Origin of the sequence: Serratia sp. SA088 (assembly GCF_049065515.1) — a bacterium.
GTDB lineage: Bacteria > Pseudomonadota > Gammaproteobacteria > Enterobacterales > Enterobacteriaceae > Serratia > Serratia nematodiphila.
Genome location: NZ_JBAKGW010000004.1, coordinates 250,860 through 264,855, shown reverse-complemented (window position 1 = coordinate 264,855; position 13,996 = coordinate 250,860). Strand labels below are relative to the sequence as shown.

Here is a 13,996-nt window from a genome sequence, read left to right as displayed (position 1 = left end):
GATGAAAACGCTGAAAAAAGTGGTTATTGCCCCGGATTCTTTCAAAGAGAGCCTGAGCGCGCTCGGCGTCGCTGACGCTATCGAGCGGGGATTCCGCCAAATCTACCCGCAGGCGCACTACGTGAAGTTGCCGATGGCGGACGGCGGTGAAGGGACGGTGGAGTCGATGGTGGCGGCCACCGGCGGCGAGATCGTCCAGGTGACGGTCACCGGGCCGCTGGGCGAGCCGGTGCAGGGGTTCTATGGCCTGCTGGGCGACGGCGCAACCGCGGTGATTGAAATGGCCGCCGCCTCCGGGCTGCATCTGGCGCCGCCTAATCGGCGCGATCCGCGCATCACCACCAGCTACGGCACCGGTGAACTGATGTTGGCGGCGCTGGAACGCGGCGTGAAGGCGATCATTCTCGGCATCGGCGGCAGCGCCACTAACGACGGCGGCGCCGGGATGATGCAGGCGCTGGGCGTGAAGTTGCTGGATAAGGATCGTCGCCCGCTGCCGGTGGGCGGCGCGGCGCTGGCGCAGCTGGCGCAGCTCGATCTCGCCGGGCTGGACGCGCGCTGGCAACGGGTGAGCGTGACCGCCGCCTGCGACGTCGATAACCCGCTGTGCGGCGAAAAGGGCGCCTCGGCGGTGTTCGGGCCGCAGAAGGGGGCGACGCCGGAGATGGTGGCGCAGCTCGATGCGGCGCTGCACCACTACGGCGAGCTGCTGGAACGGGAAACCGGCCGCGCCGTGCTCACCCAGCCGGGCGCGGGGGCGGCGGGTGGCATGGGGGCGGCGCTGCTCGGCATGCTCAGCGCGCGCTTGCGGCCGGGCATCGAGATCGTCACCGAAACTCTGCGCCTGGATGAGGCGGTGCGCGATGCCGATCTGGTGATCACCGGCGAAGGGCGGCTGGACAGCCAGTCGATCCACGGCAAAACGCCGATCGGCGTGGCGCGGGTGGCCAAGCGCCACGGCGTGCCGGTGATCGCCATCGCCGGCAGCCTGACGCCGGATTATTCGGTGGTGCATCAGCACGGCATCGATGCGGCGTTTTCGGTGCTCGATCGCATTGTGACGCTGGAAGAAGCGCTGACGGACGCCGATCGCAATCTGCAGGTGACGGCGCGCAACGTGGCGGCGGTATGGCAGCTGGCGCAGGGAGGAAGCCCACAGGCATAGCCTGTTGCTGTTATCGGTTTCGATGCAGGACTTTTCCGTTACAATAGCCGGCATTAATGGCTGCTGACATCCCGACCCAGAACGGAATGCCGGCCGGAAAGGAAATGAGGGGAACTGAGATGAAGCAAGAGAAACACGGCGTATTGCTGGTGAACCTGGGCACGCCAGATGCGCCGACCTCGTCGGCGGTCAAACGCTATCTGAAGGAATTCCTCAGTGACGATCGCGTGGTCGACACGGCGCCGCTGATTTGGTGGCCGATCCTCAACGGCGCGATCCTGCCGATCCGCTCACCGCGCGTGGCGAAACTCTATCAGTCGGTGTGGATGGAAGAGGGCTCGCCACTGCTGGTGTACAGCCGCCGCCAACAGCGGGCGCTGGCGGCGCGCATGCCGAATACGCCGGTGGAGCTGGGCATGAGCTACGGTTCGCCAAGCCTGGCGGAAGCCATCGACAAGCTGCTGGCGCAGGGCGTGACCAACCTGGTGGTGCTGCCGCTCTATCCGCAATATTCCTGTTCCACCAGCGCGGCGGTATGGGATGGCGTGGCGCGGGTGCTGAAAGGCTATCGCCGCTTGCCTTCTGTGGCCTTCATTCGCGATTACGCCGAACACCCGGCCTATATCGCCGCGCTGCAGCAAAGCGTGGAGCGCTCGTTCGCCGAGCACGGCCAGCCGGACCGGCTGGTGTTGTCGTTCCACGGCATCCCCAAGCGCTATGCGCGGCTCGGCGACGACTACCCGCAGCGCTGCGAGGATACGCTGCGTGCGCTGAGCGCCACGCTGCCGCTGGCGCCGGAGCGGGTGATGATGACGTACCAATCGCGCTTCGGCCGCGAGCCGTGGCTGACGCCGTACACCGATGAAACCCTGAAGGGGTTGCCGGCGCAGGGCGTGAAGCACATTCAACTGATTTGCCCCGGCTTCTCGGCAGACTGCCTGGAAACGCTGGAAGAGATCAAAGAGCAGAATCGCGAGATCTTCCTTAAGGCCGGCGGCGAGAAGTTTGAATATATCTCGGCGCTGAACGACGAGCCGGCGCATATCGACATGATGCAGCAGCTGGTGGCGCAGCGTCTGTAATCATCCATAATCTGTCTATTAGGTGCATCGTGATCGGGCGGGGATGTGTTAACATTCTCCGCTTGTTAAACCGTCACCACCGCCAATCACATGAAATTTCCTGGTAAACGCAAGTCCAAACACTATTTTCCGGTGAGCGCCCGCGATCCGCTTCTGCAGCAGGCCCAGCCCGAAAGTGAAATCAGCACCTCGTATATTGTCGGCATCGACCAGACGCTGGTGGATATCGAGGCAAAAGTGGACGATGCTTTTGTCCAGCGTTACGGCCTGAGCCTGGGCCACTCTTTGGTGATCGAAGACGACGTCGCCGAGGCGCTGTATCAGGAACTGAATGAAAACAACCTGGTCACCCATCAGTTCGCCGGCGGCACCATCGGCAATACCATGCACAACTATTCGGTGCTGGCGGACGATCGTTCGGTACTGCTCGGCGTGATGTGCAGCAACGTGAAAATCGGCAGCTACGCCTACCGTTATCTGTGCAATACCTCCAGCCGCACCGATCTTAACTATTTGCAGGGCGTTGATGGCGCCATCGGCCGCTGTTTCACGCTGATCGGCGAAAGCGGCGAGCGCACCTTCGCCATCAACCCCGGCCAGATGAACCAGCTGCGCCCGGAAAGCATTCCTGAAGAGGTGATCGCCGGCGCGTCGGCGCTGGTGCTGAGTTCTTACCTGGTGCGCTGCAAGGAAGGGGAGCCGATAAAGGACGCTACCCTGCAGGCGATCGAGTACGCCAAAAAACACGATGTGCCGGTGGTGCTGACCCTGGGCACCAAGTACGTCATTGCCGACAACCCGCAGTGGTGGCGCGACTTCCTGAAGGAAAATGTGACGATTCTGGCGATGAACGAAGACGAAGCGCTGGAGCTGACCGGGCTGAGCGATCCGCTGACCGCCTCGGACATGGCGCTGGAGTGGGTGGATCTGGTGCTGTGCACCGCCGGGCCGAATGGCCTGTATATGGCGGGCTACACCGAAGAAGCCAATAAGCGCCAGACCCAGCACCCGCTGCTGCCGGGGCATATCGCCGAGTTCAACCGCTACGAGTTCAGCCGCGCCATGCGCCGCGAGCACTGTGAAAATCCGCTGCGCGTTTATTCGCATATCGCGCCGTATATGGGCGGGCCGGAGAAGATCATGAACACCAACGGCGCCGGCGACGGCGCGCTGTCGGCGTTGCTGCACGATATCGCCGCCAACGGCTATCACCGCCACAACGTGCCGAACTCCAGCAAGCATGTGCGCAGTTACCTGACCTACTCCTCCCTGGCGCAGGTGTGCAAATACGCCAACCGCGTCAGCTACCAGGTGTTGAACCAGCATTCGCCACGCCTCACGCGCGGCCTGCCGGAGCGGGAAGACAGCCTGGAAGAGTCCTACTGGGAGCGTTAACTCGCTGAAAAAGAAAAGGTCCGGCATGCCGGACCTTTTTTTATGCGCGGGCCTCAGATCGGGCAGCCGCCCATTTTTTCTTCTTCGCTCAGGGTGTCCAGCTGCAGGATGTTCAGCATGCTGTTGGCGATCTCGCGTTCGCCCATGACCACCTGATTGGCGCCGCGATCGGTGATGTAGGCCACTTCATCGTCGTAGTGGGCGCGGGCGATGATCTCGATATTCGGCCGCTTGGTGCGCGCCGAGGCGACGATCTCGCCGGCCTCGTAACCATTCGGGATGGTCAGCAGCAGCCAGCGCGCGCAGTCGAGCCTAGCCAGATCCATCACTTCCGGATTGGCGGCGTTGCCCAGCACCGTCTTGATACCCTGTTCGCGCAACGCTTCCACCCGCGGGCGGGAGTTCTCGATCACCACCAGCGGAATGCCCGCCTCGGCCAGTTTGCCGCCCAGCAGGCTGCCGACGCGGCCGTAACCGACCACCAGCGCGTGATTGCACATATCCACCGGGATCTGTTTCTCTTCTTCCACCGCCTCTTCGAGGATTTGCTCTTCGATGGTTTCGGTTTTGGCCAGATAGCGTTCCAGCAGGGTGAACAACAGCGGGTTGAGCATGATGGACAGAATGGCGCCGGCCAGCACCAGATTGCGGCCGTGCTCCGACATCATGCCGAGCGCGATGCCGAGGCCCGCCAAAATAAAGGCGAACTCGCCGATCTGTGCCAGGCTGGCGGAAATGGTCAGCGCGGTGCGCTTGGAGTGACCGAACATTTTCACCAGCAGGAACGCGGCGGCGGATTTGCCGAACACGATGATCGCCAGCGTCGCCAGCACCGCCAGCGGTTCGTTAATCACGATCATCGGATCGAACAGCATGCCGACCGAGACGAAGAACAGCACCGCGAACGCGTCGCGCAGCGGCAGTGTGTCGTGCGCTGCGCGGTGGCTCAGCTCGGACTCGTTCAGCACCATGCCGGCGAAGAAGGCGCCCAGCGCAAAGGAAACGTCGAACAGCTTCACCGCGCCGTAGGCGATGCCGAGCGCCAGCGCCAATACCGCCAGGGTGAACAGCTCGCGCGAGCCGGTGCTGGCGGTTTTCGACAGGATCCACGGCACCAGGCGGCGGCCGACCACGATCATCAGCGCGATGAAGGCGATGACTTTACCGATGGTCAGTGCCAGCTCCATCAGCAGCTGGCTGCTGCTGGCGTTGTCATTGCCCAGCATATTGCCGAAGGCCGGCAACAATACCAGCGTCAGCACCATCGCCAAATCTTCGACGATCAGCCAGCCGATGGCGATTTGCCCGCGCTGGCTGTCGATCAGTTGCCGTTCCTCCAGGGCGCGCAGCAGCACCACGGTGCTGGCGGTGGAGAGGCAGAGGCCGAACACCAGACCGGAGATCAGATCCCAGCCGAGCAGCTTGGACAGCCCCATGCCGAGCAGGGTAGCGACGGCTATCTGCGCCACGGCGCCGGGAATGGCGATAGATTTTACTGCGAGGAGGTCTTTCAAAGAGAAGTGCAGGCCAACACCGAACATCAACAGGATAACGCCGATTTCCGCCAGTTCCGGCGCCAGTGAGGTGTCGGCGACGAAACCGGGGGTGAACGGGCCGGCGAGCACCCCTGCGGCCAGATACCCCACCAGAGGGGAGATGCGCAGGCGGTTCGCCAGCATGCCGAGGAGGAAGGCGAGTACTAACCCTCCGACGATGGTGGTGATGAGCGGTGTTGAATTATGCATCCATACTCCTTCTGGCTATGCATCGCGGCACGGGAGAAACGCAACAAAGTTACGAAAAGATACATTTAGTTTATTGCATTTGTTCGCGGCTTGCTTGGCTAATTTGGCCTTTTTTGTAAAAAAGCAGAGGATTTCACTTAAGGCATGGCAATAAGGGGGTTTTGTGGCAGATAAACCAAATAACATTGATTTATCCGTAGGATAACCCGGATGAATAAATAATTTCATCCGGGCAGGCAGCGGGGTTATTGCGCTTTATGCTCCATATTGGGCAGTAGCGCGGTAATAATGCCGATCAGTGGCAGGAAAGCACAGATTTGGTAGACCAGTTCGATACTGGTCAAATCGGCGACATAACCAAGAACTGCCGCACCTAACCCGCCCATACCGAAAGCAAAACCGAAGAATAAGCCGGAAACCATGCCCACTTTACCGGGGATCAGCTCCTGAGCGTAGACCAGAATGGCGGAGAACGCCGAGGCGAGAATAACCCCAATGATCACCGTCAAAATGCCGGTCCAATAGAGGGATGCATAGGGTAAAACAAGGGTAAACGGTGCAGCACCGAGAATAGAGCCCCAAATTACGTATTTACGCCCTATCTTGTCGCCAAGAGGCCCGCCGATAATGGTGCCTGCTGCTACCGCAAACAGAAAGGCGAACAGGTGAATTTGGGCATTCTGCACCGAAACACCGAACTTATGTATCAGATAAAAGGTGTAATAGCTGCTGATGCTGGCCAGATAGAAGTATTTGGAGAAAATCAGCACCAGCAGGATGCCCAGCGAGTAGGCCACGGTACGTTTTGGCAGCGGTTTCAGCAGCGACGGGCTTTTCGGCTGCCCTTTAGTTGCCCGATGCTGATGTTGATACCACTTGCTGACCTGCAGCAACACCACGATCGCCAGCAGCGCCGCCAGCGAGAACCAGGCGACGTTGCCCTTGCCGTAAGGCGCGATGATCAGCGCCGCCAGCAGCGGGCCGAGCGAGCTGCCGAAGTTGCCGCCGACCTGGAACAGCGACTGCGCCAGGCCGTGCCGCCCGCCGGAGGCCATGCGCGCCACGCGCGAGGATTCCGGGTGGAAGACCGATGAGCCGGTGCCCACCAGCGCCGCCGCCAGCAGCACCAGCGGGAAGGTGCTCGCCACCGACAGCAGCAGCAGGCCGGACAGGGTAAAGCCCATGCCGATCGGCAGCGAGTAAGGCTGCGGGTGTTTATCGGTGTAATAGCCGATCAGCGGTTGCAGCAGCGAGGCCGTTAGCTGATAGGTCAGGGTAATCATGCCGATCTGCACGAAGCTGAGGTGGAAATCGGCTTGCAGGATCGGGTAAATCGCCAGGATCAGCGACTGGATCATATCGTTGAGCAGGTGAGACACGCTGATGGCGCCAAGGATGGAGAAGGCGGTGCCTTTCACCGCACTGCCTTTGGCGGGCGGTATCGCGTTTTGGCTACTGTCGGTCATATTATTATTAGCCTGATAAGTTGTTGAGCACAGAGATGACATCTTAGGCAGGACGTTCAATTTTTACCATATCTGAAATAATCAGACTCACATCGCAAAAAATTGAAATCAGCTGTTATTAATTCGCGCTACAATTTCGGCCTCATCATAAAAGCCATTTAATACACGGAGATCCGCCATGCGTTTTTCGCTGAAAACCACCGCATGCGCGTTGGCCGTTTCCCTGACGTTGCTGTCGGGGGCCGCCAGCGCCTGGGAAAAGGATAAGACCTACGCCATCACCATTCTGCACACCAACGATCATCACGGTCACTTCTGGCAGAACGATCACGGCGAATATGGCCTGGGCGCGCAGAAAACGCTGGTGGACGGCATTCGTCAGGAAGTGGCGGCGCAGGGTGGCAGCCTGCTGTTGTTGTCCGGCGGCGATATCAATACCGGCGTGCCGGAATCGGATCTGCAGGACGCCGAGCCGGACTTCCGCGGCATGAACCTGGTGGGTTACGACGCGATGGCGATCGGTAACCACGAATTCGACAACCCGCTGAGCGTGCTGCGCCAGCAGGAGAAGTGGGCGACCTTCCCGCTGCTGTCCGCCAACATTTATCAGAAAAGCACCGGCCAGCGCCTGTTCAAGCCTTACGCCCTGTTCGACAAGCAGGGCATCAAGATCGCGGTGATCGGCCTGACGACCGACGATACCGCCAAGATAGGCAACCCGGAGTACTTCACCGACATGGAGTTCCGCGTGCCGGCGCAGGAGGCGAAGCAGGTGGTGGAGCAACTGCGTAAGGACGAGAAGCCGGACGTGATTATCGCCGCCACCCACATGGGGCACTATGACAACGGCGAACACGGCTCTAACGCGCCGGGCGACGTAGAGATGGCGCGCAGCCTGCCGGCCGGATATCTCGACATGATCGTCGGCGGCCACTCGCAGGATCCGGTGTGCATGGCCGGCGACAACCGCAAACAGGCGGATTATGTGCCGGGCACGCCGTGCTCGCCGGATCGCCAGAACGGCACCTGGATCGTGCAGGCGCACGAGTGGGGAAAATACGTGGGGCGCGCCGATTTCGAATTCCGCAATGGCGAGCTGAGGCTGGTGCATTATCAGCTGATCCCGGTGAACCTGAAGAAGAAAGTGGAGAAAGCGGACGGCACCAGCGAGCGGGTGTACTACACCCGGCAGATTGCGGAAGATCCGGCCATGATGAAGCTGCTGACGCCGTTCCAGGATAAGGGCAAGGCGCAGCTGGAAGTGAAAATCGGCAGCGTCAACGGCAAGCTTGAAGGCGACCGCAGCAAGGTGCGCTTCGTGCAGACCAACCTGGCGCGGGTGATGCTGGCCGCGCAGAGGGAGCGCGCCGACGCCGACTTCGCCGTGATGAGCGGCGGCGGGGTGCGCGATTCGATTGAAAGCGGCGATATCACCTACAAGAATGTGCTCAAGGTGCAGCCGTTCGGCAACACCCTGGTGCATGTCGATATGAAAGGCAGCGAGGTTGAGCAGTACCTGGCGGTGGTGGCCAACATGAAGCCGGATTCTGGCGCCTACGCCCAGTTCGCCAACGTCAGCCTAGTGGCGGACGGCAAGGGCGTCAGCGAGGTGAAGATCAATGGCCAGCCGCTGCAGGCGGATAAAACTTACCGCATGGCGACGCTGAACTTCAACGCGCTGGGCGGCGACGGCTATCCGAAGCTGGACGGGCTGCCGAGCTACGTCAACACCGGCTTTATCGACGCCGAGGTGCTGAAGCAATACATCGAGAAACACTCGCCGCTGGATGCGGCGGCTTACGAACCGAAGGGCGAAATCGTGTATCGCTAGAAGCGTCGCGGAACGGCGCTCTCGCTTGTCGCGGGGCGCCGTTCCCGCCGTCGCTTTTCTCCTCTGAATCAACGCCTTTTGTCAGCGTTGCCGTTTTAAACGGCGTCTTACTTTCTTCTCTCCATATACGCCCTCGGCGGGCAGCCTGCCATATTCTTGAAAAAAGTGGCGAAGGCGCTGTCGCTGGAAAACGCCAGCCGACCGGCGACGTCGGATTGGCTCAGCCCTGCGGCCAGCATCTCTATCGCTTTGATCAGGCGCCATTGCTGGCGCCATTGTTGATAACCGAGACCGGTTTCACGGCGGAAAATCCGGCTGATGGTTTTCTCGGAAGCGCCGCTATAGCGCGATAGCTCGTGCAGCGGCGGAAGCATGTCCAGATTGGCCAGATGGCGCAGGCGGCGGTCGCTGGGCAGCGGCAGCAGCGTCAGTTCGCGCGGCGCGGCGGCGATCTCGTCCAGGCAGACCGCCAGAATATTGGCGTAAGGCCCATGCTGCCAGTCGGTGTCGAAGGCGGCGAACGCGATGCGTTCCAACACCTCGCGCAGCAGCGGCGAGGCTGTCAGTACGGCAAGCTGCGCAGGCAGACAGGCATAGCGATCGGCGTCGAGATAAAGCGAACGGTAGCCGACGACGCCGTTGACCTGAACGCGGTGAGCCACCTGCGGCGGGATCCAGGCGACTCTGCCCGGCGGCAGCATACAGATGCTTTGGTTGAGCGTGATGCGCATGCTGCCTTGCTGACAGAACAGCAACTGCCCCCTGTCATGCCAATGCGTGCCCGAGTCGTGCTGCGCCAGTTCGGCGGCGATCCCGAGTACGCTGTTGTCGAGCGTATCCGGATTAAAACTGTCCTGCGCCTGAAGCCACGCCATAGCCTGTCCGATTTTGTAAATTTATTGTCTTTTATATTGTAATCGGCGCTGGGACCAGATGCTACCTTGTGCAGCCTATTCTTGGCTACAGGATCTGTTATGCAACGTAAACTGACGCTGACGTTGGCAACGTCGATGATGATGTTTCCCCAGGTGGTAGAGACCATCTACAGTCCGGCATTGACGCATATTGCGCACGGTTTCCGGGTCAGTGCGGAGATGGCGGCGCAAACGCTCTCTTGCTACTTTTTCGCCTTTGCGCTGGGCGTGGTGGTATGGGGGCGGATGTGCGACGTCATCGGACGCCGTCCCACCATTTTGGCCGGGCTGACGCTCTATCTGCTGGCTTCTCTCGTTGCGTTGTTCAGCGGCAGCTTCAGCGTGCTGCTGGCCGCGCGGGTGCTGGCCGCCTTTGGCGCGGCGGTCGGTTCGGTCGGGACGCAAACGGCGATTCGCGATCGCTTCGACGGTTATGAATTGGCGCGGGTGTTCTCGGTGATGGGGATCGCCATGGCGATCGGCCCGGCGATTGGCGTGTTGAGCGGCGCAGTGCTGACTCACTATTGGGGCTATCAGGGGGTGTTCGGCGGTTTGGCGCTGTTGGCGGCGCTGTTGCTGGGCTATGCCGGTTGGCAACTGCCGGAGACGCGTCCGCAACAGGTGGTGAAGAATTCATTTTTCGGCACGCTGGGACGGATGGTCAAGGACGGGGATATTTGGCTCAGCGCGCTGTTGGTGGCGTTGTTCAATATTTGCATGTTCAGCTATTACCAGCTGGCGCCATTCCACTTCTCGGCGTTGGCGCTGCCGGCGCAGTGGTTCGGTTATACCGGTTTGGTGTTGGCGGCCGGGGTGGGTATCGGCGCGGCGATCAACACGTTTTTGATCGGCAAGCACTGGTTGTTCCCCGCACTGTTGATGCTGGCCTGCGGATTATCGCTGATCGGCGGCCTACTGGTACTGCTGCTGGAAGGGACCTTGTGGTTCGTTCTGCCGATGATGCTGGTGGTGATGGCGTACGGCATCGCCATTCCCAATATTCTGGCGCGCGCGCTGCGCCATTATAAAGACTGCATGGGCACCGCCGGCGCCATCCTTGGCCTGATGTATTACCTGATGCTCGGCGGTGGCTTGGTGTTGGCTGGGCTTTCGCAGCACCTGGGCGCCGTGCTGTCGCTCTGCAGCCTCTGCGTGCTGCTGTTGGCGTGGCGGGTGGTGTACAACGAGCGTCGTTTGACGATGCCTGAGCGTATCTGAATGATAAGCGGGCCGGACATTCTCGCCACCGCCGCCTTCCAATGATAGCCTGAGCGACAATTTGGTTTTGATAACGCAAACAGGAATATGACATGTTGAAAACCGCAGGCTGGCTGCTGCCCGCCATCGTGGCGCTGGCGGGGTGTTCGTCATCCGGCCAACGTCACGAACAAACCCTCAGCCAGGCGCTGGCGGCCCTCGGCCAAGACAAGGCGCTGGTTGGGGCGTCGAGCGGCGTGATGGTGCGCGATGCCGAGAGCGGCGCCGTGCTGTATCAGGCGCACGCGGATCAGCGTTTGGCGCCGGCTTCCAACATGAAGATGTTCACCTCTCTGGCGGCGTTCGGCGTGCTGGGGGCTGATTACCGCTTTGAAACCCGGCTGTTGACCGCCGGCGAGCAGCGCGGCGACACCTTGCGAGGGGATCTCTATCTACAGGGCAGCGGTGACCCGACGCTGCATCCGGACGATCTCGACACCTTCGCCGCAGCGCTGGCGCAGCGCGGCATCCGTCATATACAGGGGCGGTTGTTGCTGGATGCCGGCGCCTTCGATCAGACGCCATTCGGCGCCGGTTGGAGCTGGGACGATGAACCTTTCGCCTTCGCTGCGCCGATCTCGGCGCTGAACTACGCCTTTACTCCCGGCGGCGATATCAACGTGGTGCAGGTGGCGGTGCGGCCGGGCGCCCGCGCCGGCGCGCCGGGACGGGTGAGCTTCTATCCCGCCAATGACGCGGTGACGCTGGTCAACCGCACCACCACCGGTAGTGACACCGCGCTGACGTACGAGCGCCGGCCGGGCAGCAACCGGATCGTGGTCAGCGGCACCATCGCCGCGCAGGCGGAGGCCAGCTCGCGATTGATTACCGTCGATCAACCGTCCCTTGTCGTCGGCGCTTTATTGCAACATGCTCTGCGCGCGCACGGCATCACCCTGCGCGGCAAGGTTGAAGAGGGCGTGACGCCGGCCGGCGCACAGCTGCTGGCGGAAAAAACCTCGCCGCCGCTCTCCCGCCTGGTCGTCACCTTCCTGAAAGTCTCCAATAACGGCTACGGCGAGATATTGACCAAGGCGATGGGCCGCAAGACGCAGGGTAAAGGGGATTGGGCCGCCGGCCTTCAGGCGATAAACGGATTTGTGCAAAGCCAGGGCGTCGCGGCCGACGCGTATCGCCAGGTGGACGGCTCAGGGCTGTCGCGCATGAACCAGATCACGCCGCAACAGCTGACGACGCTGCTGCTGGCGGCCAGAAAACAGCCGTGGTTCGCCGACTGGTATCACGCCTTGCCCGTCGCGGGCGAGCCGGGGTTGCTGGTGGGCGGCACGCTGCAAAGCCGCATGGTGAACAGCGCGGCGGCGGGGCGCGCCCACGCCAAGAGCGGTTCCATGACCGGTGTATCGTCGCTCAGCGGCTATGTCGATTCGGCGACCGGGCGGCCGCTGGCATTCGCCATCATCAGCAATAACTATCTGGTGCCCGGCGCGCAGGTGAAGGCGCTGGAGGACCGCCTGGTGGAGACGCTGGCGGCCTGTGACGCCACGGTGGCGTGCCGCTGAGCGCGCGGCGTCAGTCGCGTTTGGCAATGTCGGCGAAGCTGCCGGCCAGCAGGCGGCACAGATCGGCGGCGGCCAGTTCGATGTCCAGCCCGCGTTTGCCGCCGGAAACGTAGATGGTGGCGAACGCTTGCGCCGGGCTGTCGATCACCGTCGGCAGCCGCTTTTTCTGCCCCAGCGGGCTGATGCCGCCCACCAGATAACCGGTGACGCGCTGCGCCAACTGCGGATCGGCCATCTCGGCCTTTTTGGCGCCGAGCGCGCGGGCGACCTTCTTCAGATCCAACTGGGTCGCGACCGGGGTGACCGCCACCGCCAGGTGTTTGGCGTCGCCGTTCAGCGCCACCAGCAAGGTTTTGTAAACCCGATCGGCATCCAGCCCCAGCTTTCTCACCGCCTCGTCGCCGAAGTTGGTTTCGTCGCTGTCGTGGTGATAAGGATGGAGGGTGAAGGCGACCTTTTGTTTCTCAAGCAGAACGACTGCGGGCGTCATGATGTGTTGTCCAAAATGTCCCCGGCGGGGAAAGGGTGATAACCAGCCTTAAAAATACAAAAATCCAACCTGCCCGGCAACCTGAGCGGCTGTTACATAAAGCGGGTTGCCAAGATATTCACCGGGTTGCTACCCTGTTTACTGTAACCGTTAACACGGTTGCTATGCGTATAACTAGAATACAAGAAATTCCTCTTTGACTGGCCAATAGCGATATTGGCCTCTTTTTTACCCCTGCGGCTGCAGCATCGCCGGCAGGTTATCCTCGCCGTACAGGTGCAATGCGCCAACCGCCACCACATAGTCACCGGCAGGCAGCGCCTCCAGCTGATGCCGCCAGTCGCGATTGCGCTGATGCATCAGCACGTCATACAGCCCGGCGCTGAAGGTGGCGGGCAGCGTGTCCAGCGTACCGCGCGGTTTGGCGTCCAGCCACCAGCTCACCATGGTTTGCAGCAGCCGCGCGTTGGTATGCCAGTGTTCCAGCGTATCGCGCAGCAGCGCAATGCCGCCTTCCGGCAATTGTTCCAGCATCGCCAGCTGCTGCTGCGCGCCTTCCAGTTCGATCACCGGTTTGTCCTGCGCCCGGGCGGCTTGCAGCAGCTGATAGTCCACGCCATATTCCGCGCGCAGCCCCAAACGCTGAGCCTGGCGCGCCTGCATCATCAGCGCCACCTGCCAGCCGGGCAGGGTAGCGAAGGCGTGCGGGTCGGCGCCCAGCTCATGGCACAGCGCCAGCAACCGTTGATATTCTTCGGCGGACAGGCGCTGTTCCAGCTCCGGCTGCAGCTCGGCGTGGTCGAAAGGGGAGGCGGAGTCGGTGATATCGGCTTCGACGATCAGCGCGTCGGCCTGCTGCAGCCGGGCGGTCAACCGGGGCGGCAACGGCGACATATCGACGGTGCCCATATGGATGCTGCCCACCAGATGCAGCCGACGATCGCCAGGCAGGGTGATGTCCAACGCCGGATAAGCGTAACGCTTGGGCGAGATCAGGCCGAGAAAGGCGGCGAGGCGGCGTAACAGTTGACCCATACGGCGTGGCTCCTGAATAACGGGTGCGCGTTTCAGCATGAAAGGCGAGGGGAAATCGTTATTCATGCTAAACGCTATCCGCCGCGCAGGAAAGCC

Annotated in this window: 11 protein-coding genes; 6 read left to right on the top strand and 5 right to left on the bottom strand. The window is 61.5% G+C overall.

The window, feature by feature from the left end:
- Position 1: 1 nt before the first annotated feature.
- The 3 genes from ACOWVD_RS12910 (at position 2) to ACOWVD_RS12900 (ending at position 3,642) form a co-directional block, all read left to right on the top strand.
- Positions 2–1,165, top strand: coding sequence for a glycerate kinase (locus ACOWVD_RS12910; protein WP_049242772.1), 1,164 nt, complete (start codon positions 2–4; stop codon positions 1,163–1,165).
- 119 nt (positions 1,166–1,284) lie between these two features.
- Positions 1,285–2,247 carry a ferrochelatase gene (hemH, locus tag ACOWVD_RS12905; RefSeq protein WP_004940253.1) on the top strand — a complete coding sequence of 321 codons (963 nt, stop codon included), beginning with the start codon at positions 1,285–1,287 and terminating at the stop codon, positions 2,245–2,247.
- A 90-nt stretch (positions 2,248–2,337) separates the two neighbouring features.
- Positions 2,338–3,642: an inosine/guanosine kinase gene (locus ACOWVD_RS12900; RefSeq protein ID WP_004940249.1), complete on the top strand. Its 1,305-nt coding sequence runs from the start codon at positions 2,338–2,340 to the stop codon at positions 3,640–3,642.
- Between the two features lie 53 nt (positions 3,643–3,695).
- Here the strand turns inward: ACOWVD_RS12900 and ybaL are convergent, their stop codons facing one another.
- The gene (gene ybaL / locus ACOWVD_RS12895; protein ID WP_033633981.1) at positions 3,696–5,387 is read right to left on the bottom strand and encodes a YbaL family putative K(+) efflux transporter; all 1,692 of its coding nucleotides are present in this window, start codon (positions 5,385–5,387) and stop codon (positions 3,696–3,698) included.
- 245 nt (positions 5,388–5,632) lie between these two features.
- On the bottom strand, positions 5,633–6,853 hold the full coding sequence (locus ACOWVD_RS12890; RefSeq protein WP_421105665.1) for an MFS transporter: 1,221 nt from the start codon (positions 6,851–6,853) through the stop codon (positions 5,633–5,635).
- Between the two features lie 178 nt (positions 6,854–7,031).
- On the opposite strand from ACOWVD_RS12890, the gene ushA reads away from it, so the two are divergent.
- The gene (gene ushA / locus ACOWVD_RS12885) at positions 7,032–8,684 is read left to right on the top strand and encodes a bifunctional UDP-sugar hydrolase/5'-nucleotidase UshA (protein WP_049242769.1); all 1,653 of its coding nucleotides are present in this window, start codon (positions 7,032–7,034) and stop codon (positions 8,682–8,684) included.
- Between the two features lie 107 nt (positions 8,685–8,791).
- Here the strand turns inward: ushA and ACOWVD_RS12880 are convergent, their stop codons facing one another.
- Positions 8,792–9,559, bottom strand: coding sequence for an AraC family transcriptional regulator (locus tag ACOWVD_RS12880; RefSeq protein WP_197798662.1), 768 nt, complete (start codon positions 9,557–9,559; stop codon positions 8,792–8,794).
- Between the two features lie 99 nt (positions 9,560–9,658).
- Between ACOWVD_RS12880 and ACOWVD_RS12875 the strand changes: the two genes are divergently transcribed.
- The gene (locus tag ACOWVD_RS12875) at positions 9,659–10,816 is read left to right on the top strand and encodes an MFS transporter (protein ID WP_421105664.1); all 1,158 of its coding nucleotides are present in this window, start codon (positions 9,659–9,661) and stop codon (positions 10,814–10,816) included.
- Between the two features lie 92 nt (positions 10,817–10,908).
- Complete coding sequence (gene dacB, locus ACOWVD_RS12870; RefSeq protein WP_049242764.1) at positions 10,909–12,375, top strand: D-alanyl-D-alanine carboxypeptidase/D-alanyl-D-alanine endopeptidase; 1,467 nt, start codon at positions 10,909–10,911, stop codon at positions 12,373–12,375.
- A 10-nt stretch (positions 12,376–12,385) separates the two neighbouring features.
- Here dacB and ybaK read toward each other — a convergent pair whose 3' ends face one another.
- On the bottom strand, positions 12,386–12,865 hold the full coding sequence (ybaK, locus tag ACOWVD_RS12865; RefSeq protein WP_004940240.1) for a Cys-tRNA(Pro)/Cys-tRNA(Cys) deacylase YbaK: 480 nt from the start codon (positions 12,863–12,865) through the stop codon (positions 12,386–12,388).
- A gap of 228 nt (positions 12,866–13,093) precedes the next feature.
- On the bottom strand, positions 13,094–13,900 hold the full coding sequence (locus ACOWVD_RS12860) for a TraB/GumN family protein (protein ID WP_049242761.1): 807 nt from the start codon (positions 13,898–13,900) through the stop codon (positions 13,094–13,096).
- Positions 13,901–13,996: the final 96 nt, after the last annotated feature.